Annotated in this window: 22 protein-coding genes, 2 tRNA genes, 2 other RNA genes and 1 pseudogene; 9 read left to right on the top strand and 18 right to left on the bottom strand. The window is 33.8% G+C overall.

Annotated elements, in window-relative coordinates; all coding sequences use genetic code 11:
* Positions 1–217: 217 nt before the first annotated feature.
* The 4 genes from OM962_RS04035 to ffs form a co-directional block, all read right to left on the bottom strand.
* Positions 218–886 carry a P44/Msp2 family outer membrane protein gene (locus OM962_RS04035; protein WP_264330887.1) on the bottom strand — a complete coding sequence of 223 codons (669 nt, stop codon included), beginning with the start codon at positions 884–886 and terminating at the stop codon, positions 218–220.
* A 336-nt stretch (positions 887–1222) separates the two neighbouring features.
* The gene (locus tag OM962_RS04030) at positions 1223–1537 is read right to left on the bottom strand and encodes a YbaB/EbfC family nucleoid-associated protein (protein ID WP_211908748.1); all 315 of its coding nucleotides are present in this window, start codon (positions 1535–1537) and stop codon (positions 1223–1225) included.
* Positions 1538–1558: 21 nt separating this feature from the next.
* The gene (dnaX, locus tag OM962_RS04025; RefSeq protein WP_264330886.1) at positions 1559–3142 is read right to left on the bottom strand and encodes a DNA polymerase III subunit gamma/tau; all 1584 of its coding nucleotides are present in this window, start codon (positions 3140–3142) and stop codon (positions 1559–1561) included.
* A 16-nt stretch (positions 3143–3158) separates the two neighbouring features.
* Positions 3159–3257: signal recognition particle sRNA small type (gene ffs / locus OM962_RS04020), an RNA gene on the bottom strand.
* A gap of 109 nt (positions 3258–3366) precedes the next feature.
* On the opposite strand from ffs, the pseudogene OM962_RS07765 reads away from it, so the two are divergent.
* Positions 3367–3489: pseudogene (locus tag OM962_RS07765) on the top strand (WPE palindromic element domain-containing protein); the annotation flags it as partial.
* A 203-nt stretch (positions 3490–3692) separates the two neighbouring features.
* Positions 3693–4346 carry a glutathione S-transferase family protein gene (locus OM962_RS04010; RefSeq protein ID WP_006013494.1) on the top strand — a complete coding sequence of 218 codons (654 nt, stop codon included), beginning with the start codon at positions 3693–3695 and terminating at the stop codon, positions 4344–4346.
* Here OM962_RS04010 and OM962_RS04005 read toward each other — a convergent pair.
* Positions 4318–4995, bottom strand: a complete 678-nt coding sequence (locus OM962_RS04005) for an O-methyltransferase (protein WP_264330884.1) — start codon at positions 4993–4995, stop codon at positions 4318–4320. The two genes, OM962_RS04010 and OM962_RS04005, sit on opposite strands and share 29 nt — an antisense overlap.
* Positions 4996–5245: 250 nt before the next feature.
* On the opposite strand from OM962_RS04005, the gene OM962_RS04000 reads away from it, so the two are divergent.
* Positions 5246–5524, top strand: coding sequence for a DUF2671 domain-containing protein (locus OM962_RS04000; protein WP_007302334.1), 279 nt, complete (start codon positions 5246–5248; stop codon positions 5522–5524).
* 28 nt (positions 5525–5552) lie between these two features.
* Here OM962_RS04000 and OM962_RS03995 read toward each other — a convergent pair whose 3' ends face one another.
* The 3 genes from OM962_RS03995 to ssrS all read right to left on the bottom strand — a co-directional run bounded on the left by OM962_RS03995 (position 5553) and on the right by ssrS (position 6939).
* Positions 5553–6245 carry a DsbA family protein gene (locus OM962_RS03995; protein ID WP_264331014.1) on the bottom strand — a complete coding sequence of 231 codons (693 nt, stop codon included), beginning with the start codon at positions 6243–6245 and terminating at the stop codon, positions 5553–5555.
* Between the two features lie 53 nt (positions 6246–6298).
* Entirely contained in the window at positions 6299–6760 is a 462-nt protein-coding gene (locus OM962_RS03990) for a type II toxin-antitoxin system RatA family toxin (protein WP_416647722.1), read from the bottom strand.
* 17 nt (positions 6761–6777) lie between these two features.
* Positions 6778–6939, bottom strand: a non-coding RNA gene (ssrS, locus tag OM962_RS03985) — 6S RNA.
* Between the two features lie 117 nt (positions 6940–7056).
* Here ssrS and OM962_RS03980 point away from each other — a divergent pair.
* Complete coding sequence (locus OM962_RS03980; protein WP_264330882.1) at positions 7057–7641, top strand: MlaC/ttg2D family ABC transporter substrate-binding protein; 585 nt, start codon at positions 7057–7059, stop codon at positions 7639–7641.
* Complete coding sequence (locus OM962_RS03975) at positions 7638–8948, top strand: bifunctional folylpolyglutamate synthase/dihydrofolate synthase (protein WP_264330881.1); 1311 nt, start codon at positions 7638–7640, stop codon at positions 8946–8948. Before OM962_RS03980 ends, OM962_RS03975 begins: the two co-directional genes overlap by 4 nt.
* 5 nt (positions 8949–8953) lie before the next feature.
* Here the strand turns inward: OM962_RS03975 and OM962_RS03970 are convergent, their stop codons facing one another.
* The 3 genes from OM962_RS03970 to OM962_RS03960 form a co-directional block, all read right to left on the bottom strand.
* Positions 8954–9874: a molecular chaperone DnaJ gene (locus OM962_RS03970; protein ID WP_264330880.1), complete on the bottom strand. Its 921-nt coding sequence runs from the start codon at positions 9872–9874 to the stop codon at positions 8954–8956.
* 831 nt (positions 9875–10705) lie between these two features.
* On the bottom strand, positions 10706–11179 hold the full coding sequence (locus OM962_RS03965) for a hypothetical protein (protein WP_264330879.1): 474 nt from the start codon (positions 11177–11179) through the stop codon (positions 10706–10708).
* A 61-nt stretch (positions 11180–11240) separates the two neighbouring features.
* Positions 11241–11325, bottom strand: a tRNA-Leu gene (locus OM962_RS03960).
* A 62-nt stretch (positions 11326–11387) separates the two neighbouring features.
* Between OM962_RS03960 and tldD the strand changes: the two genes are divergently transcribed.
* The 3 genes from tldD (at position 11388) to OM962_RS03945 (ending at position 14544) form a co-directional block, all read left to right on the top strand.
* A complete protein-coding gene (tldD, locus tag OM962_RS03955; RefSeq protein WP_264330878.1) occupies positions 11388–12818 on the top strand; it encodes a metalloprotease TldD in 1431 nt (476 codons plus the stop codon).
* An 867-nt stretch (positions 12819–13685) separates the two neighbouring features.
* A complete protein-coding gene (locus OM962_RS03950; RefSeq protein WP_213864026.1) occupies positions 13686–14033 on the top strand; it encodes an IS630 transposase-related protein in 348 nt (115 codons plus the stop codon).
* Between the two features lie 10 nt (positions 14034–14043).
* Entirely contained in the window at positions 14044–14544 is a 501-nt protein-coding gene (locus OM962_RS03945; RefSeq protein ID WP_319606738.1) for an IS630 family transposase, read from the top strand.
* Positions 14545–14714: 170 nt separating this feature from the next.
* On the opposite strand, the gene petA is transcribed toward OM962_RS03945, so the two are convergent.
* The 6 genes from petA to OM962_RS03915 form a co-directional block, all read right to left on the bottom strand.
* Positions 14715–15314: a ubiquinol-cytochrome c reductase iron-sulfur subunit gene (petA, locus tag OM962_RS03940; RefSeq protein WP_006014178.1), complete on the bottom strand. Its 600-nt coding sequence runs from the start codon at positions 15312–15314 to the stop codon at positions 14715–14717.
* A gap of 94 nt (positions 15315–15408) precedes the next feature.
* Positions 15409–18111 carry a DNA topoisomerase (ATP-hydrolyzing) subunit A gene (gyrA, locus tag OM962_RS03935; protein WP_264330877.1) on the bottom strand — a complete coding sequence of 901 codons (2703 nt, stop codon included), beginning with the start codon at positions 18109–18111 and terminating at the stop codon, positions 15409–15411.
* A gap of 51 nt (positions 18112–18162) precedes the next feature.
* Positions 18163–18235: transfer RNA gene (locus OM962_RS03930), tRNA-Val, on the bottom strand.
* A 64-nt stretch (positions 18236–18299) separates the two neighbouring features.
* Positions 18300–19166: a tetratricopeptide repeat protein gene (locus OM962_RS03925; RefSeq protein ID WP_264330876.1), complete on the bottom strand. Its 867-nt coding sequence runs from the start codon at positions 19164–19166 to the stop codon at positions 18300–18302.
* Between the two features lie 68 nt (positions 19167–19234).
* Complete coding sequence (locus tag OM962_RS03920) at positions 19235–19633, bottom strand: DUF1284 domain-containing protein (protein WP_319606745.1); 399 nt, start codon at positions 19631–19633, stop codon at positions 19235–19237.
* Positions 19630–20157 carry a biotin transporter BioY gene (locus OM962_RS03915; protein WP_211907622.1) on the bottom strand — a complete coding sequence of 176 codons (528 nt, stop codon included), beginning with the start codon at positions 20155–20157 and terminating at the stop codon, positions 19630–19632. The genes OM962_RS03920 and OM962_RS03915 overlap by 4 nt, the downstream gene beginning before the upstream one ends.
* Before the next feature lie 96 nt (positions 20158–20253).
* On the opposite strand from OM962_RS03915, the gene OM962_RS03910 reads away from it, so the two are divergent.
* Complete coding sequence (locus OM962_RS03910) at positions 20254–20826, top strand: nitroreductase family protein (protein WP_264330874.1); 573 nt, start codon at positions 20254–20256, stop codon at positions 20824–20826.
* Here OM962_RS03910 and OM962_RS03905 read toward each other — a convergent pair.
* The gene (locus tag OM962_RS03905) at positions 20802–21914 is read right to left on the bottom strand and encodes a glycoside hydrolase family 5 protein (RefSeq protein ID WP_264330873.1); all 1113 of its coding nucleotides are present in this window, start codon (positions 21912–21914) and stop codon (positions 20802–20804) included. The genes OM962_RS03910 and OM962_RS03905 overlap by 25 nt on opposite strands.
* Positions 21915–22006: the final 92 nt, after the last annotated feature.

Below are 22006 nucleotides of genomic sequence, written 5' to 3'. Positions count from 1 at the left end.
TCTAATTAAGATCTTAGCAACATTAAACTTCAACAAGAACTACCTGAATGTAGAATTAAAATTACTAATGTGTAATGATAGGCTATATAATTTAAAGTAAACAGTGTGTTATTCCAGTGTTTAAACACTGGAATTCACATTTCTTTTTTCTAGATCCCAGTGTAATGCTACTTGGATGACAAGAAAAAACCCACTGGGATAATAAGACAAAGATAGACTAGAAATTAAATGCTACTCCAGCTTCTGCACCAACAGCGCTGTAAAGGACGTTGATCTCTTTAGTAGCTGATACTGTTTCTTTATTAAAACTAGCACCATAAGAACCAAAATAACGAGCACCAGCAAAGAGTTTGATTTCTGGAGTTACATCATAACTAACACCAGCTTTTGCTTGATAAGCAAAACCAAATCCTTTTTGCTCTTTAACTGCATCAGCTTTTGAAGGATTGCTGATATATGCTGCACCAACACCAACACCAACGTATGGAGTGATAGGCATATCTTCAATCGCTATATCGTAATAAACGTTAACCAATCCTGAAAATGCTGTTACACTATCTGCAGCCTTGTTATCAGATACTACAGTTGCATCTTTAGCCAATTGTGAGTAAAGCCCTTCAACATCAACTCTAATGTCGTCCATTTTATAACCAAATGCACCACCACCAGCTATAAAAGATGCTTTTAAGGGACTTTGACCTGATGTATGTGTAATACCATCAATCTTTGTTTTAAAAGGTAAAACTTCACCATTATATTGCAAACGAACATAGTAGCTAGTTTCTTCATCACTTATTGGACCAATAGGGTCTGATGAAAAAGCAGAGTTTGATAGGCTTAGCAACGTCACTAAAGCAGCTGCCGAAAAAAACTTTTTATAATGCATAATTGCCCTCGTTAAAAAAATTAAAATTCCACTTTAGCAGTCTAAATAATAACTAAAGTTAAGTCAAGTGCTAACTTAATAACACAAAACCTTCTGTATCTTAACTAACTTTTAGGAAAATACAAAGATTTTATTAATTAATAAATAGAGTTACTCTACTTTTTTTACTCTTGATCTTCTGACACCTATTTCACTGATGTCTTTTTATCTTCTGATCTGCATTCATCATTGTGAATTGCTTCATATTCATGCAGTAATATGAATGTACTTCATGGAAGTACTAGTATAAAAAGAAAACACTTAGTTACTGCATTAAGGTAAACTTCAGTAATAAATTTAAAAAGGAAGTTTAAGTCCAGGCGGTAAACCCATCATACCTGCAAGATCAGAAGTTGCATTTGCCATATCTTCTTCTGCTTTTTTGATGGCATCATTGAATGCTGCTGTCACTAAATCTTCTACTATATCTTTTTCTTCATTTCTCATAAGTTCTAAGTCTATATTTACCTTTTTAGCTTTATAGCTACCTATTTTTATCACTTCCACTAATACAGAAACTTTACCACCACCAGAAATACCTTGAAACTCTTTTCCTATATACTTTTCTTGAGCTTCCGCAAGCTTTTTTTGCATTTCTTGCGCTTGCTTCATTATTTGACTGAAATCCACAACCTACTCCTTATTTTCTATATTAACTACCTTTGCACCTTTAAACGTATTTAATATATCCTTAACTGCAGGTGCATAATTTAAATTACTCACTTCCCTATTCATATAACTCGTATCAACTATAATAACCCACTCCTGATTAGTAGCTTGATTTAAGTAACTTTTCAAGTCATTACAAAAATTACTGTTCAAGTTAGATACAGCTTTTAATTTTAAATACCCAAATTTACAATCTATTAATTGTAGATTACTACACAGTTGTTTGTAAAGATAAATTTGGTTACTCCGCCTTAATAGTTGCAAAATCTTATCAAAATCGTAATTTTGTTGTTTATTTTTCACATGGATCCCAGTGTCACACACTGGGATGACAGAGTGGGGTTTTTCCACATATTTTTTTGGATCCGAGTAGTCAGCTACTTGGATGACAGAGGGGGAAGGTGCAACAGGTCTGCCCTGTCTATTTCCTTGCTCTACATTCTGTGAAAGAATTTTTTTGATCACCTGTTCTGGAGAAGGTAGATCAGAGAGATAGCAAAGACTAATTAGCATCATTTCAGCAGCAACATCGTTGCATGTTGAAACCTTTATATCTTGAATACCCTTAAGCAGCACCTTCCACAATCTCGAAAAAAATATTAAAGACTTTTTTGCACTCAAATCTTTTACTCTGCTCTTCTCATATTCTGTATCAATCTCTTTTGTAATTAAAAAACGGCATATTAACTGGATTGTTTGCAGCAGATCTTCAAAAATATTGAGCGGATTTGCTGTTTTTACCACATTGTCGAATACTAACAAAGCCTTCTGTAAATCACTATCTAATACTGCTTCCAGTAGATCAAATATAACGTTTCTATCTACTAGACCAAGTATGTCTTTAACACTTTGAGTGGATATTGTACCATCTTTGCTATATAGCACTGCTTGATTCATCAAAAATAAAGCGTTACGCATTGAATGATTGCAGTGGTGAGCAATTAATCCCGACGCTTCTTTTTCAATAAAATAATTTTCTTTTTGTGCAATATCATTTAAACGCTCCATTATCTTAGCTGAAGGAATGTTATGTAAGTCAAACCTTTGACAACGTGCAATAATAGTTATTGGTATCTTTTTTATTTCTGTAGTTGCCAGAATAAACTTTACGCTAGATGGTGGTTCTTCTAGAGTTTTAAGTAATGCATTAAATGCATTACTGGATAACATGTGTACTTCATCTATAATGTAAACTTTAAATTTAGAACTTATTGGTAAATAGCAAATATCTCCCAAGATCGCTCTAACATCCTCAACACTAGTGTGACTTGCCGCATCGATTTCAACTACATCTGGATGGCTTGAATTTTTTATTGCCAGACAACTTGTACATGATCCACAAGGTTCAAAAGTTGGCCCCAATGAGCAGTTCAAACATAAAGCTATTATTCTTGCAGTGGTGGTTTTACCAATTCCACTGCTACCAGAAAGCAGTATAGATTGTGGAATTTTGTTGAGAGTAAAAGCATTTTCTAGTATACGCACCAATATATCTTGACCTACTAAATCTTTAAAGCTACTAGGACGATATTTTAATGCTATGTTCATAGCCTAGAATAAAACAAATAGTACAAATAGGTATGCAACCCAAAAAGATTCTGATATGGTTGCTTCATTTCTGACCTGACCAAGTTACAGAATTTTTGCCTGCATACCTTATAAAAGGTTATACTTTTTTTTTTTTTTAGCAAGGTATATTCTATATTAGCCTTATAATTTATATGTTAGACCTTTTGCAACATTACTTTGGAGTAAACAGCTGTTACCTAAAATACTCTTCTTCTGTCATCCCAGTGCCCAGACACTGGGATCCAGAAAACTTAATTTTAAATGAATACATTAGGCTGTTGTATAATAAGAACTGGATTCCAGTGTCAATCACTGAAATGACACCCTTCCGGTGGGGATTGCTCTCAAACTACAATGTTCGTACAGTTGTACTGGGATCCAAGTATAAAAATATTTGGAAATTACACAATGTACAATGGATTCTAGGAATATATGTTAAAAGTAATGTCCATAATGAAATAAGCTGGATTCCAATGTCACGTACTGGAATGACAACATATAGGTATTGGAATAACAAAAGAGGAATATTATGATTTTATATCATTTTCCTCTTTGTCCGTTTTCACGAAAAGTTAGAGCTCTTCTCAAGGAAAAAAAGCTGAGTTGTGATTTGGTATATGAAAATCCATGGGAAAAGCGGAATGAATTCATGGAGATCAATCCAATCGGACAAGTACCAGTATTAATAGATAATAACTTTGTAATAGCGGATAGTAATGCCATTTGTGAATATATAGAAGAGACTTACAATAGCGACGTCAAATTACTTGGTTCATCCACTATTATTAAGTCTAAAATACGCGCTTTAATCAATTGGTTCGATAGCAAATTTTACAATGAAGTTACTAAGTATATTATGAATGAAAAAGTAATTACTAACCGCAGCCCTGACTCTAGATTTCTTCATGCAGCTCAGCATAACCTGCCTTGCCATATGGAATACATCGAACACTTAATTAACAAGAACGTTTGGCTTGCAACCGATAAGTTCACTTTAGCCGATATTACTTTAGCATCACATATTTCTATAATAGACTACGTAAATAGTTTCCCATGGGAAAAAAGTAAGATTTTAAAAGAATGGTACTCCATTGTTAAATCAAGGCCTTGTTTTCGCGAAATATTATTAGAGAGAGTTTTTGGCTTAACTCCCCCTAGACATTACGCTGACCTTGATTTTTAACTTGCGTTAGTTTTAAAGCTACAGTCATTCCTTCGTCAGTAGGAATCAATATGGAGAAATATTTTTTTTCATCTGACAATCTATCATTAAACTCTCTCATAGCATGCCATGACTTTTCTGATACTTCTTTTGGAGGAGATTCTAAAAATACTGTATCAAATAATAGAGTGTTATCTGCAACGATTAGCCCATCTTGTTTAATGTATGACTCTGCCCAATCTAAATACTTAGGATAACTACTTTTATCAGCATCGATGAATATCATGTCAAATGGTGCCTTTGCTGATAATTCATTAATTTTTTCCAGTGCATCACCTTCTATTAGGGTAATTTTATCACTTAGATTAAAAGCACTAAAATTTTTTTTTGCTATTCTTGAGTGTTGAGGATTATTTTCTATTGTATATATATGACCATCTTTCGGTAAAGCTTTTACCATACAAATTGACGAATAACCATATAACGTGCCAATTTCAACTATGCTTTTAACTTTATGGATTTTGATAAATAAATTTAATAATTTTCCTTCTTCAGGAGTGATTTGAATACGTTGTTTCTTATCAAGAGTACAATGTTCTTCTACTTTTTTATACTCTTTTGCAAATAAGCTTCTTATGTACAACGATTTTCTGCTAAAGTTATGACGCATTAAGTTTTATAATATAAACTAAGGAGGTTTAATCTATATAAGATTTATAAATATAACAATAGGGTTAAGAATAATAAAATTTTTTATTTTAAGTTGTTATTTTATAAAGTAAAATTTTAAGTGACAAAGATTATTATATATTTTACTATAGTTAACTAGTATAATAACCAATTGTTATACTAGAATTAAGGGATCGTTTATTTACATCTCTCTTAAAATGTAATTTTTATAATCAATTAGAGGGGGTTATATGTCTTATAACATTGCTAACGAAGTTGAAACGTTAAGCAAGAAGTCTAATAATAATGAAGGAGTGAAATTACTGCACAATCCAGCTTATCGCGAGAAGTACAAAGAACGCTTTAACGAAGCTCAGAAAAAAGTTATGGATATGGTCCAATTTTATGATGGAACGATAGTATTAATAGAGAATAAAATTGCTATGTATTATTATGCTTGGCACAGTAAAAAAAGAGAGTTTGAGCGTAAAAAGCAACAAACAGTATCAAAAAATAATGATTCAGCATAGGGTTTTTATATGGTAAGCTACAGTGTTATTACTTCACTATAGCTTTTCCATATAACTCATCTATTACATTAGTGAAGTATTCCAGCTCTCTATATCCTTCATGTTTGATTTTACCATTCTCTACATATGATTTGTCATCGTTAAGCTTGATGATGAATACAGGAGTAGCTGTGATATCAAGTTTATTAATTGCAAGTGATTTATCATTTATAATTTTGTCCATCATCTTTTTATCATTAATGCATTGGTTAAATACATCTTGCTTCAAATTGCTTAGTGCAGCAATTTTTTGTAGTATAGTTAAATCACTAAAATTAGAGTAGTTCCACGAGTCTATTGCATTAAACACAGCTTTGTTAAAATTAAAATAGTCTTCTTCTTTTTCATAGCAATAACTTAGCATTGCAGCTTTTAATCCTCTGTAATCTAGAGGAAAATGACGGAATATGTATAACATCTTACCTGTATCTATGTACTTCTCTTTGATTTTAGGAAAAACTTTCTTATGAAAAAGAGAACAGTGATAACAAGTGAGCGAGGCGTATTCTATCATTAAAATTGGTGCTTTTCGATCTCCTAATAATTTATCATCAGGCAATAGCAACAGTAGTTCTTTTGGTGTTATTTCATCAGTTTTTTGAGTGTTGGGTAAGTTTTGTTCAATAGCTGCATAAGAACTAACACTTATAAAAATAAGCAAGAACAATAATCTAAAAATCATTACAATGGAAATACTGAACTTATTAAAAAATTTATGCATTTATATAAATAATGTCAAGATAACTTTTGCTTAGCAAGACTTTCTACTCTGTCTTTAAATGCAGTAATTATTTTATTTTGTGCATATTTATACACCGAGTTTAATAAAGTAGAAAACAAATTGGATTTAAACTCAAACTCTATATAGAACTCTACCATAGTTTTATTTTTGCTCATAGGAGTGAATTTCCATTCATTGTATAAATGTTTAAATATTCCATTTGATGACACAGCTTTTATCCAGCTTTCATTTATTCCATTTGGAGAAAGAAAGGTCACTTCTGATGTATAACTTCCTTTAATGCCATGAAAAGCTGCAAGGAGGTCCACAATCATTTGGCTATCAGTTTTTTCTTTTATATAAACAGCTTTGCACCAAGGAACAAAATCAGGATACTTCTCAACGTCAATTACAACTTGAAACACCCTATGAGATGAACAGAAAAAAATACCTTTTTCTTTATATTGGTGAAGCATAAAACTGAATAATAAAAATGGGATCCATATCTACCGTCAGTCTTAGTAGATTCCTGAGACCTAAAGTTAAGGTGGGTATCACATACTAATTTCAATGAAATTAACAGAGGCAATCCCCTTGATCAGAGATTATCGCTCGGGAAATTTAACTTAACTCATAACGTATAGCACAGACCCCTAAATTAATTATAGATTATTTATATAGAGTATGTCTATAGATATATTAAAACTAGCGATCATTATTTTGCCTTTGTTAAATTTTGCATTTTAAGTATCATAGCTAATAAATATATCTTATGAATGTTATTAAGCTCTTAACCATTTTTATTTTAATATCCTCAAGTGCTTATGCGAGTTGTATAGGTCACAAAACTTTTGTGCTTGCCATGAAGCAGCAAGTAGATAATACGTCTATGAAAGGGAATAGAAAAAATTCAGAACATATACACGAAAAGCTTCAGAAGATTATTCAGAATAATGTTAACCTCAAAGGAATATCTCGATTTGTCATAGGGAAATATTGGAATTTATCTACTCAGAAAGAAAAAGAAGAGTTTCTAAAAGAATATGAAGTATATCTCGCGCGTTTGTGCGCTAAAATTTTGTATAAATACATAAATAATAGTGAAATGATCATAATGAGTACAAAAGCAGTTAACGATGAAACTTGTCTGATAGGAACAAGATTTTCTTATGGTGATGAGGAATTTACAAATATTGACTTTAAAGTTACTAAAAGTGACAGTTCTTTCTTAATAAACGATGTTGTAATGAGTGGAATAAGTATTTCTATTAATCAACGTTCTCAATTTAGTGAAAAGATCGACACGAATGGCATGGCAAGTGTAATAGATGAATTAAAACGTAACAATAATTTATGATATACATGCCTCATTGGCCTAAGCCGATTGGCAGTAGGCCAAAGGATTTTTCTCTTGATCGCATAAAAAGTTTTCTAAATAAACTGGGTAATCCCGAGAAAAAAATACCGCCAATAATTCACATAGCTGGCACTAATGGCAAAGGATCAACACTATCCTTTATAAGATATATAATGCAAGCAGCAGGGTATAAAGTTCATACGTACACTTCTCCACATTTAGTGAATTTTAATGAGAGAATAGTTGTTGCAGGCAATGATATCGATGATAGTGAATTACATAACTCACTGGAAGAATGCCGTATAGCAGTCGCAGAACAACCCATCACTCTATTTGAAGCCGCAACGACTGCAGCCTTCTTAGCTTTTTCTCGTCATAAAGCTGATATTACTTTAGTTGAAGTGGGTCTGGGTGGAAGGCTTGATGCAACAAATGTTATAGATAATCCGATTCTAACGATCATCACTTCCATTGCACTTGACCATACAGAATATCTTGGTCCTACCGTAGAAACCATAGCGGGTGAAAAGGCTGGAATAATGAAACCTAATGTTCCTTGCGTAATAGCACCACAAGAAAAATCTATAATGAACACGCTAGAACAACACGCAATAAACAAAAAATCTCCCTTATATAGAGGAGGATTTGAGTGGAATTGCGAAAAACAGAATAACAGAATAGTCTTTCAATCGACTATTCAATCAATAGAATTTTCTTTGCCATCTTTAAAAGGAGATCATCAAATAATCAATGCAGGAAACGCAATTGCAGCATGTAGCATTTTAAGTGGGAAGTATGGATTTAATATTGGAGAAGAGGACATTGCTTCAGGTTTACAGCGCACTTATTGGCCTGCGCGGCTAGAGTCTATAAAAGAAGGTAATTTAATTTCTTTATTACCAAAAGATTGGCAATTATTTCTAGATGGCGCGCACAACAATGATGGTGCCAGAGTGTTAGCTAAGTGGGTAAGAGACAATTTTGCTGAAGGTATCTATATGATCTTTGGTGTTACTCGTAACAGAAACGTCGCAGAGTTCTTAGAGCACTTAAAGCCATATATCAAACTACTATGCGCGATTTGTGTTAAATCTGAACCTAAAGCAACAAGTACAGATTTAATTAGAGAAGGAGCTCATAATATAGGAATCAATGCTATCGAATGTGAATCAATCAGAGATGCTATATCAAATCACATACTAAAAGCTTCTATACAAAACGTCAAAACCATACTAATCTGTGGCTCGCTATTTTTAGCCAGAGATTTGAGTATGGAGAATAGCTATCAATTAATCCAAGAACAATAAATGCACTACACAACTTGCTCTCTTCCATGAGCGTGAACACTATCGGGATTTATAATGCTGCTTGGCTTTTCGGTTAATGCTCCTATAGGTACATTTTGTTCATCACCTCTTCCTTCAGTTTTTACAAGATTTACAACTTTTCTCTCGTAGATCTCACTTGCTAATTGTAATAATAAAGTACAACCTAGTACTATAGCAAATCCAATGAGTATTTTACTGTCTACGCAACTAGATTGGTACTGTAACACCAAACCTGCTATTAATAAAATAGGAGGGAGATAACTCGAACATTGGGAAGTAAAAATGAAATATTTAAATCTTTTACTTTTTAATATTTCTTCCCGTCTCTCTTCTTGATCTAAATTTTCACCTTGTTCCCGTTGAGAATTTTGCAAATCCACAGCTTCTTTAACTACAGAAGCTATCAAATAAACAGATAAGAAAAAAGTTGTAACTAATGTTATTAGGCTCGCACTAAACAAAATGCCAGGTGCGTCAGTAAAATTAGCAGCCTTATATAGCTTAAACCCCAAGTAAATATACGACACTAATGACGAGACGGACAGTAGGAATCTTACCAAACTAAAAACAACATAATACTTTGTACGCTTATCATTCTGACCTTGCTGAATTGACTGTAAACACCTTTTCCATTCCTCAGTAATGATTAATCCCTGATTCTTTCCACTTAGTGGTTTAATATATTGCAAAAGTGCTGCTTTATTTCTGTTAAGGGCCTGCATTTTTTCATCGCTACCTCCTGGTTTATCTGGGTGACACTTTCTTGATAACCTTTTATAATTTTTTGCTATTATATTAGATATTTCTAAGAAGTTACGACCTTCTACTTCTTGTACTTGAATACCTATCTCTTTAAATAAACTTTCATTATAATTATATTCTCTTTTTCTTAACTTATATCCCATATCTCCACCTAATAAATTAACTAACTATTAATACTTTATAATATGTAAATTCTTTCATTCATGCTTATTGTACGAATTATTTCTTTCACGACAACCATGACAAGTGTATGAAAGTTATCATTTAGTGCATAATAGTGCTTCAATGTTTAGGGTTACAGTTTTCATTGGTCATTTGAGTTACTCAAATCCAATTCATGCCAGTTCTATCTATCTTGTCATTTAAGTAGCCTCTATTTCAGCACAGGAATCTACTTTATAGTGATGTCATTCAAGTATCTGACATTGATTCCTTTATAATGCTGTCATCCCAGTGCTAGACACTGGGATCTAGTTAAATTTACGAGTATAAAAGTAATCAATGTTTTGATGATTATGAAAAAGCTGGATTCCAGTGACCATCTACTATATAAATAGTACCTTCAAAAATAAACGTTAGTGCGGTTGTGTGTCCCACACTGGCTCTTTTAAATTACTTTAGCTACAAATATTAAGAAATTTACTAAATAAAAAAAAGACAAAAGAACCCCCGTATAGCGAGTTTTGACCCTATAATAATTTAAATTGGCGTTGTAATAATGTGCTAACGCTTGTTTTAAGCGCGATTTGGCTGAATGTAGAAAAAATAAAAAAGACATGCAGCCGCTATAATTTTTATGTAATTTGCCAATAAATATTTGAGTTTTTTACTGAATTTTGCTGTTAAATCCGCGGAGATTAAAAACAAGGGTAAATACTCTTGCTATCATAGTAAGGGGGATGGCGTAATTTGTCAAGTTAAATAAGCTAAGTTATTAACATGTAATAATTAGGCAGCTATTGCAGATTGAATGTTCAAATGATCACTAACTTTGAGGTTTTGGTTTCATCTATTTGCGGCTGACTAATCATAGTTCGAATGAAATTGGTTGCCATAAAGGTACAACCTAGAATAAAAAAAGCAACGGAAATAAAGGGGATAATAGGAAATTCAAGAGGTAATATAGATGTAATTCCTCCTATTAAAAATGAAACGTTAGATGCAATGTCGAGGCAGATCTTCATTAATTTCTCTTGCCAAGAGGTATCGAGTTGCTTATTAAGGCCACACTGCCTAAAATGATCAGTTAATGACCATATATTTAAAGCAAGCGAAAGTGCACTTAGCATAGTGCTGACAATAGTAAAATACAAGCTTAAGGAAGAAATATTTAGGGCTAATGCTGCTATGTACCCACTCAAAGAAGCAATAGATAGTGCAGTAACTAAGCGTTTTGAATAAGTTCGTATTTTTTTTCTGTAAATAAGCCCCTCTTTCTCATAACTCATAAACTTAACAGTAAATACATATTATATCATAACATTAATTGACTTGAAAATCAATACAGAGTGCCCGGGAGAAGACTTGAACTTCCACAACTTGAAAAGTTACTAGCACCTGAAGCTAGCGCGTCTACCAATTCCGCCACCCGGGCTTTTTGTGATTTACTATGTTAAAATAAAATAATATACTCAAATAGTTTTTAACTTAAAGGTAATGCCAAATCTAGATCAAATATTTTTTGCTCAGAACAATGTTAATATTAATAATGTATATAAAATAGTCAACAACGCTTTGAGCAATAGTGATGGTGGTGAGCTATTTTTAGAGTTTTGCCAATCAGAATCCCTAGTTTTTGATGATAATATATTAAAACATATGGATTTAAATATCAGAAGAGGATTTGGTCTAAGGTCTTTTTGTGAAGATAGTACGTCTTTTGTTTGCTCTTCTGAGATTAGCGAAAAAGAAATTAGTAAAGCTGCTTCCATGGTAAAAAGTTCAGCATCTTTAAGCAAAACGAATTCAGTAAACTTAAATGAGGAGGCAAAAAGCCTGTATTCAACGATTAATCCCATAAATGAAATGGACCTGAGCTCAAAGATTAAACTACTTAATGAGGTTAATGAGTATGTAAGGTCGAAGAATAATTGCGTGAAGCAGGTAAAAATAACTCTAAATGGAGAATGGCAAGTTGTACAAATAATAAAAGATGATCACAGGTTAAGCGATATTAGGCCTTTGGTACGTTTTAATGTACTAGTCATCGTAGAGAAAAATGGCCGAGCTGAGAGAGGTTCTGCAGGGCACGGTGGAAGAGACTCTTATAGTAAATTTGTTTCTGAGAAGAAGTGGAAAGAAGTTGCAAACCAAGCGTTAGAGCAAGCGCTAGTAAATCTTGAGGCAATTCCAGCTCCGGCTGGAGAGATGACAGTTGTTTTAGGTTCAGGTTGGCCAGGAATATTATTGCATGAAGCTGTAGGTCATGGACTTGAAGGTGATTTTAACCGTAAAGGAATCTCGGCATTTTCAAATTCTATGGGTAAACAAGTGGCAGCCAGTAACATTACTGTAATTGATGATGGAACTCTACCTAATTTGCGTGGTTCTATTAGCATAGACGATGAGGGTACTTTACCTGGCTATAATGTGCTTATAGAAGATGGAATTCTAAAAGGATATATGCAAGATCATATGAACGCTAAACTTATGGGTGTAAATCCAACTGGTAATGGTAGAAGAGAAAGTTACAAAGAAGTTACTATGCCACGCATGACAAACACCTATATGTTGCCAGGAAAATATACACCAGAAGAAATAATATCCAGTGTAAAGAGAGGCCTATATGCAGTAAATTTTGGTGGTGGACAAGTTGATATAACATCAGGAAAATTTGTTTTCTCATCTTCGGAAGCTTACCTAATAAAAAATGGTAAAATTACACAACCAGTCAAAGGAGCAACGCTAATTGGTGATGGGCCAACAGTGCTAAAAAAAGTATCAATGATTGGTAATGATCTAAAGTTAGATCCTGGTGTTGGCACGTGCTCAAAAGACGGACAAAATGTGCCTGTTGGAGTTGGTCAGCCAACACTCAAGGTCGATGCAATAACTGTTGGTGGAACTGAATATGTAGATAAGGGCTAAGCGAACTCAGCTCATGCTGTACAATTGTACAAATATTGTAACCATTATTCAAGTAGCTCATATAGATGCAAAAACTACTTAACAAATCTCTCTGCCTTCCTTGCCATAACGTGTATAACAATCTCACAAAAAATAATATCATAGAATTCAATAGGTGGTCTTTAAAAAATCCTTAAGGAAAGTAAAATACTGTTTAAATAGGCCGATATAGATGGTTTTACGATATAATAAAATTATTATAAACAAGAACTTATAAACTCTAGCAAATGAATTTGTGAGTTTAGTGGTGTTAGGAATACCTGGCTCTTTTATGTGGATTGACATTCTCAATAACCTGCTCTAGAGATAGATTATATAATTTTGACAAGGTTCTTGGCATGTGATATTTTTCTCGAATATAGGGAATGGTATAAATGACTTTATATCTATATCCAGCTCTAGGGGAAGATCTTCAATGTTTACGTCCATCCCTGATAAAGGATATTCTATGTCAATGTGCAGCTTTGGGGGATAGTTCTACTTTGAAGATTTCTTTCACTTTTACTATTGCGACTCCCGATTCCATTGAAATCACTCTTTCCCTTAATTCATATTGATATGGTTACTCCATTTATTCCCTCACTTTCAGCTTTTCTTGCTTTACCATATCTCTTCCCCTCTTGTCTCTATCTTTATGTATTAAGCTATATAACTCAAAATCTTGATAAAATGCAGAAAAGTTTTTTTAATTTCAGCTCCATCCTCGAAGAGTTAGAAAATAACTTTAAGCAAGTTAGTCAGAATTTTTCTGACGCAAAGGAACAAGTTTTAAATTTATAGTATTTCCTAAAGTAAATGATAAAGGTATAATAAAGTATTTGAGTTATAATGGCATATAGTGTGGATTTAAGGGAAAAGGCAGTATTGATGATAGAAAAAGGTAAGACAAAGGTTGAGGTAGCAGAGCTTATGGAGATAGGAATAGCAACTCTGTACCGTTGGTTAAAAAAGAAAGCTGCTGGTGAAAGCCTCAAGCCATCTAAAAACGGTAGCTTTATTCGAAAAATAGACCCCAAAATACTCGAAGAATATGTTACAAAGAATCCAGATCATACTCTGGCAGAGATGAAACAAAATCTTGGATTTGGAATAAACTCAATTTGGTATAGACTAAAACAGCTAAAAATTACTTTAAAAAAAAGTCACACTATATCAAGAGCGCAATCAAGAAGATAGGGAGCAATTTATTGATAAAATCTCAAAAATAGACCATTCCAGCATCTTATATATAGATGAAGCAGGAGTTGATAATAAGTTATACCGAGAATATGGACGCGCTCCAAGAGGAAAGAAAATTTATGCAGATATTCCAGGGAGAACTCGAGAGAGAATCAGTATAGTAGCCGGGTGGATTGGAAAGAGATTTATTGCACCAATGACTTTCAAAGGTGGGTGTGACAAAGAGGTATTCAATACATGGTTGGAGAAGATGTTATTACCTAAATTGCCACTTGGCACAACTATAGTTATGGATAATGCTACATTTCATAAGACCACTAAAACAAAATCATTAATAGAGTCTTTTGGCTGTCATTTGCTGTATCTTCCAACATATTCACCAGATTTGAATCCTATAGAATACTGTTGGCATACCATCAAAAGCCGCCTCAGACCTCTCATGTATAAATATACAGACTTACAGCTTTTGGTTGGTAATACCATAATGGAACTTTATCATCCATTTTAGAAAATACTATAGCTGTCAACTCTGAAGATTTGGCAGGCAAGTTTCTTAATTATCACCCGAATATGTGCATAGTATAAAATTAGCTTGATAGACTTCAAGAGCTTTGCCTATGAAGTCAGTGTGCTTCTTGAAATGGAATATACTTTTATTACTTTAATTATAAAAATCCGTTAAGCCTTCTTGCCAATTACTACAATATTTTCACTTGGAAAAAAGTAGTCAGGTATAGCCATGTTTTTTGGTGCAGGACCGCCAATTACTCGGCCTGATGTGTCATAATATGAACCGTGACAAGGGCAGAACCAACCGTTGCCGTCTTTTGTAGCGTGATCAACTGGTACACATCCAAGATGGGTGCATATTCCAATCATAATTAACCATTCATCTTTGCCTTTGTATACTCTTTTTTCATCTGATTCAGGATCTCTCAAATTTTCTGCATTTATGGCTCTTGCAGCCTCAATCTCTTGTTTTGTGCGCTTACGGATAAATACTGGCTTACCTTGCCATTTTACCTTTTTTCCTTGTCCTTCTTGAATATCAGATAGATTAACCTCAACCGTAGACATCGCTAAAACCTCAGCAGAAGGATTCATAGACTTAACCAATGGCCAAAGACCGCTTGCAGCTCCTATACCTGCCATGGCACACGTAGTTAATGTGATAAAATCTCTTCTACTCTTATTTTTGGCAAAATCTTTAACAAGAGATGTTTTTTTATTCTTCTCATTCGTTAATGATTTTTTATTTTTAGTTAACTTCTTATCCATCAATCTCTACTTGAACATAGACATATATTTTAATTTAAATACTATAGATTAATCAATAGAAATTTGCACTATTTGCTTAACCTTTGCTATACAGTTAAGAAGAAACAGAGTTTTCAATTTCGGAAATACTATCTTCAGTGGAATCAGGATCCTCAATTTTCGCTACTGACACCACCTTCTCTCTACTCTCTGTTTTAAACAGAGTGACTCCTTGAGTGCTACGTCCTGCAATTCTGATATCATTTACTGAAATACGAATTAACTTTCCTTTATCTGTAATAAGCATGATATTATCACCCTGTTCAACTGGAAAGCTAGCAACAACATTACCGTTTCTGTCGGTAGTAAGGATATTTGTAATACCAACACCACCTCTATTTGTTACCCTATACTCGTACGCAGAAGTTCTTTTACCAAAGCCATTTTCAGTAATAGTTAATATGAACTCCTCATTCATTGCAAGTTTTAAGAACAGTTTGTTATCTATTCCTAAATCATTCAAAGTTTTTTCTAATTTAGAATCAATTGAGTTGTTGGTTACAGCTTCCATCCTTTTTGCAAGCGGAACTCTTAAGTAAAGCTCTTTTGTTTCTGTTGCAATACCTATGCCGTTTAGTATGGTCATGGATATCACACTGTCATTTTTTGCAAGTTTGATACCTCTTACACCATCTGAATTACGACTCTTAAATTGACGCACATCGCTTACAACAAATCTGATGCTTTTTCCAAGTGTTGTTGAAAGTAGAACATGATCAATTTCGCTACATACTTTAACTGATATTAACTTATCCCCTTCGTCGAGCTTTATTGCTATTTTTCCATTGCTTGGAATATAGTGAAAATCCGCTAAGGAGTTACGCCTTATGTTCCCATGAGCAGTAACAAAAACTATATTTTGATTTTCGTCATTCTCACTCGGAAGCGGCATAATGTTAGTTATTGTTTCACCATCGCTAAGCGGAAATATATTAACAAGTGCTCTTCCACGTGCAGTTGGTTCTGCAAGAGGCAGTTTATAAACCTTTAATCTGTAAACTCGACCAGTATTAGAAAAGAATAAAAGACTAGTGTGGGTATTTCCAACAAATAATTTTGTAATTACGTCCTCCTCTTTTAATCCCTGTCCTAGCTTTCCCTTTCCACCACGATGCTGGGTTTTATAATGAGAGAGTTTCACACGTTTGATGTAACCATTCATAGTTACGGTTACTACCATATCCTCTTGTAGAATTAGATCTTCAGCTTCGATGTCCATATCTGATTCTTCTATTGAAGTTTTTCGCGGCACAGTAAATCTGTTCTTTATTTCTTGTAGATTGTTTTTTATTTCTTTCATCAACTTCTCTACTGAACCAAGAAAAGCGATATATTCTTTTATCAGGTTAATCATTGAACTTAGCTCAGCTTCTAATTTGTCTTTTTCAAGGCCTGTTAAACGTTGCAATTTCATGTCAAGAATAGCTTTCGTTTGCAGCTCAGTTAATCTATACACTCCGTCTTTCAAAAAGCTCGTGCTGTCTGAGATTAATCCAATAATTGTGCTTATCTCAGCTGAAGTTTTCCATTCTTTATTTAAAAGTTCTCTACTTGCTTCCGCAGGATCTTTTGCACCACGGATGATTTTTATCACTTCATCTATGCTCAAGACCGCAATGTAGAGCCCTATATATATATGAGCTTTTTCCCTCGTTTTTCTTAGACGACACTCTGTTCTCCTGATTAATACTTCTTTTCTAAAATCAATAAAAGCAGCTATAATTTCTTTCAACGACATCAAAGCAGGCCTGTTGTTGTTGAGGACTAAAGTGTTAACACTAAAACTACTTCTTAGTGGAGTTAGTCCCAATATTTGATTAAGTATAAAACTTGCTTCAGCATTTCTTCTGAGGTCAATTACTACCCTAATACCAGACTTATCAGATTCATCCCTAATTTCTGTTATGCCATCAATTCTTTTTTCTTTTACAAGCTCACCTATCTTCTCAATTAATTTTACTTTATTTACCTGGTAAGGTATTTCATCAATCACTATTGCTTGCCTATCTTGTGGCAGGTCTTCCATGTGAGTCTTGCCTTGCACAACAATTGATCCACGACCCGTTGCAAATGCTGATCTTATTCCAGACCTTCCAAGAATCGTTCCCCCAGTTGGGAAATCCGGTCCTGGCATCACTTCAAGTAACTCATCCAAAGTAACTTCAGGATTATCTATATATAACATACAAGCATCTATTATTTCTCCAAGGTTGTGAGGAGGAATATTGGTTGCCATACCAACTGCAACACCGCTTGCACCATTTACCAATAGATTCGGAAATTCTGCAGGCAGTACAACAGGCTCTGTTTCATTTCCATCATAGTTTGGCCTAAAATCAACTGTATCTTCGTCAATATCATTTAGTAAAAAATGCGACACTCTGTGGAGCCTTGCTTCTGTATATCGCATTGAAGCTGGCGGATCTCCATCTATCGAACCAAAGTTACCTTGCCCATCAATAAGTGGTAAAAGAAGAGAAAAATCTTGAGCCATCCTGACCAAGGAGTCATAGATAGCCATGTCACCATGTGGGTGATATTTTCCCATTACATCCCCGACTATACGAGCTGCTTTTTTATACGGTTTACCGGCATCGAACCCAGCCCTCGACATTGCGTATAATATGCGCCTATGAACAGGTTTAAATCCATCTCGCACATCAGGTATAGCTCGACTTATGATCACACTCATTGCGTAGGAGAGATAAGAATCCTCTAGCTCTTTCACTATTGAAACTGGTACTATGTTGTCTTGCATTTTCTATACTTTGATTGAAATAATTGTAATATTAATATTCAACTAGGCTAATGGGCAATGACAGACTTGAACTGCCGACCTCCTCGGTGTAAACGAGATGCTCTACCAGCTGAGCTAATTGCCCCTCTAGATATAATTCTATAGTTCAATGTTGTTGTTGTAAACAAAAATAGCGATACAAGCAACTCTTATGGAATCGCTGGGTGCGCACTATGGAGTTGTATGAATTTTAGTCTTGCTGCTACCTTGTATAAAGGTATTCTTTCACTTGCATTTTTTGACATGTTCAACAACTTTGAATAACATGCTGTGGCATTTTTAAAATCTGAGAGCTTATCTAGAATAACAGCTAAATTATAGGTATAAAAAATATTGTTTTGATCTAAAGAAATTGCTGCTTTCATATATTCTTTAGCTTTTACGTAATCCCCTTTTTTCATATAGATCAAACCTAAATTTGCTGATAAAGGGGCGCTATTTCTGAGTGTATCATACAATTTCAACATTTCACTCAATGCTAAATTAGGATCATATTGTGAGATTATCGTCAGAAAATTCTTTAATACATAAGGGTTGCTAGGATATTCTTTTAACAGTCTTGTGTAAATCTCTACAGCTTTTTTAAATTCTTTGTTAGCGTAATAGATATTCCCTAGTCCAATTAAAGCACTTTCATGATAAGGAAATTTTGCGATAATCTGATTGAGGAGAGAAGTAGCTGTTTCACTATCTCCTAACTCAAAGGAATCTTTTGCTTTTTTTAAAATAGAGTATATGTCAAAATTCTTGCCAGAATTCTGCGAAATTTTGATATTAAATTTGTCACTTTTTCTCTCGAGAACATCAAGATCTTTATATTTTTTATCAGCTTTTATATGCTTGACAACACTATCAAAGACCTTCTGTATCTCCAAATTTTCACTAGCATAGGTAACAGAAGACCTCCATAAAATCACAACGCAAATTAACATGCAGACAAACATAGATCCTAGTGTTATGGCATTGGCTGCAGCGCGTAACCAGTAAATCTTATTTCTTTGAACTATACGCAACACATTACAAATTCATAAATGCTAAATTACTTATCTAATATAATAATAAAGATATTATTAATTGGCAGATACTATTTAGAATGAGTTAAAAGAGCACTTCTACACATTCCATATGGTTGACAATTACACTCCTCACATGCGTAGTCAAATTTCTCTAAAGACATTTTCTTTCTAATTCTTTTTACTGCTTCATTCCAGGTCAAAATCTCGCCAATTTTTATTCCTAAAATTTCCATATGCCTTCTATCTAGCTCTAAAACTTTAGCCTGTGTGGTACATTTACCTTGTTTAGTCTGGTTTGGGCAAACACTACAAATAGCGTCAAGATTATCAACTACTTCGATTTTAGTATTAGGATCACTAATTACTTTACTTGCTATCTTTTTGTAATTTTCTACAAAGCTCTGAGAATATCCATACCCTTGAAATGTAAGAGTGCACATAAAATGATGAGGACGAAACCTTATCACTTTTTCAAATACTGCAAAGCTGCTACAAGTAGAAAAATTTTTACCAAACCAGGAAGGATGAATGGTAAAACACCTACCATTATTGCTTGTTTCAGACCCACGTAAATAGTAAGCCAACTAATACCACAAATAAAGATTACGACTGTACCCGCCAGACAACTTAAAGAATTACACATAAATGATTTATATTTAGAGTTCAGTAATTCATTTACTCTGCTCATTACTACAACAGCAACTAAACAGCCAATCAAATATCCACCTGTTGGCCCGAGAAAAATATGATGACCACCAGAAAAATTCGCAAAAACAGGAAATCCTGCTGCACCAAGTGATAGATATGTAAGCACAGAATAGAATGCTGTTCTGCGGTTAAATTTAAGCCCAACAAGCATTAATCCCAAAGTTTGCAATGTGATAGGCACAGGCTGCAATGGTATGCTTATTTGAGCCATCAAGAATAAAAGTAAAACGCAAGACAATATTTCAGCCAGTGTTGACCTACTGCTTGATTGTGTTATAAACATATCTTCCCAATAAAAATAACTTACTAGATATAATATATGTGTATAAGAGGTTTTGCAATTTAAATTTTGCTTATATTGCGCTACAATGAATTATTTATGCACTATTTAAAAATGATGAGTAAACAAGATCTATTATCGTTGATGAAGGAAAGACACAGCGGACGTTCATACGATCCTACAAGAGCAATATCTCAGAAAGAAATGGATATTTTAATAGAAGCTGTAAGGCTAACACCCTCGTGTTTTGGTGATGAACCTTGGCGATATGTGATATGCAACAAACAGAACAATCAAAGCGCATGGAAAAAATTGCTCGGTTGCCTTGATGAATCTAATCAAAAGTGGGCAAAAGATGCACAAATACTAATTATATCTCTAAGCGCTAAGAACTTCCGTAAACAAGGTAAAGGAGAAAATTTTTGGGCTAAGCATGATACTGGTGCAGCAAATTATGCACTTATGCTGCAGGCTGCAGCTATGAACTTAATGGCACATCAGATGGGTGGCTTTGACAAGAAAAAAGTAACAGAAAGTTTTAATATACCTGATGATTTTAACATAATGTCAATAATAGCAGTTGGTTATGAGGAAGAGGGTGCTGAAGTCAAAGAAAAAAAAAGAAGACCAATAGAAGAAACATTTTTTTATGACGAATGGCCAGCGAGCTGACTTGACCATTCTTCTCTTAATATCTTAAAAACTGGATTATCTGGCAAATAACTTTTTTTCATCCTACCCTCTTCAATTGCTTGCCAATCTTTCCACGGTAATTTCTTACTTCCAAGTTCATAATCCATACCATCCCACATATCTTCTCGAAAGCCATAAACAGCAAAATGCCAATTATATTCATTAAAAATAGAAGTAAGATCTCGAAAATAGTTCTCTAATCCTTTTGAACAGCGATGCCCGCCAAACTCTCCAACAAAGATCTTATAATTTGGTATATTATATCTCTCTTGGAAAACTTTGACTGGTTCTATATATGATTTTAACTGATTCTTATCCCAATGCTCCATTTTATTTGTATCAGAAGATTGAATATGCCCAGGGTAGGCAAAGTTACCTTGGTTTAATTTTAAGTTTGTATAAGCAAAGGGCTCATATATATGAAATGAATAAAGAACATTTTTATCACTAACTGGTTCAAATTTGTTAAAAGTATTAGAGTCAGCATAACTGCTGCTATCAAGTATTATTGGGGTCTCTGAGTCAACTTGGCGGATACTGTTTACCACGCTGCTATAAAAGCCAAATAGATTCTTCTGAACTTTGCTTTGTTCTACGTTATAAATAGCCGAATCTGCAGTATTATAAAGCCTTTCTGGATGTGGTTCATTTAAGATATTATATCCAACAATAGCAGGATGATCTTTAAGCTCTTTCGCAAGATCTTGCCAAAATTTTGCTGCTTGTTTTTGAAAAGCTTGATCTGACCATAAACGTAAATCATCTTTATCGTTATTATTTTGCTTCCATCTAGATCCAGGTAAGCTAAGCATCGTTAATACTACTGGTATTTTTTGTTGATGAAAAGCATCTAAAACATCTTTCAGAACTTTCAGGTCTTTGGAAATCAGGCCCGGATAATTGTCTGCATTGCCTAAGAGGAAGTCACGTTGCGTAGTTTCAAATTTGTCAGGAGCAAGACGAATAAAACCAATTTTGTATTCCTTTGCTGCTTTGATTAAGTCACTATCAACTTTTCTATTGAAAACATTTGCTCCCTTTCTAACTCCAGTTTGCCAAAAGAGCATTTTGCTGTTCTCCGGTATTGACTTAGCACTCACATTACAGAAAACTATAGAATACAAAACAGCTGTAATTAGAAGAAAAATTTTCACTTATA

The organism is Wolbachia endosymbiont (group B) of Erebia ligea, assembly GCF_947179575.1.
In the GTDB taxonomy this organism is placed as follows: Bacteria; Pseudomonadota; Alphaproteobacteria; order Rickettsiales; family Anaplasmataceae; genus Wolbachia; species Wolbachia pipientis_C.
This window is presented reverse-complemented; position numbering and strand designations above follow the sequence as displayed.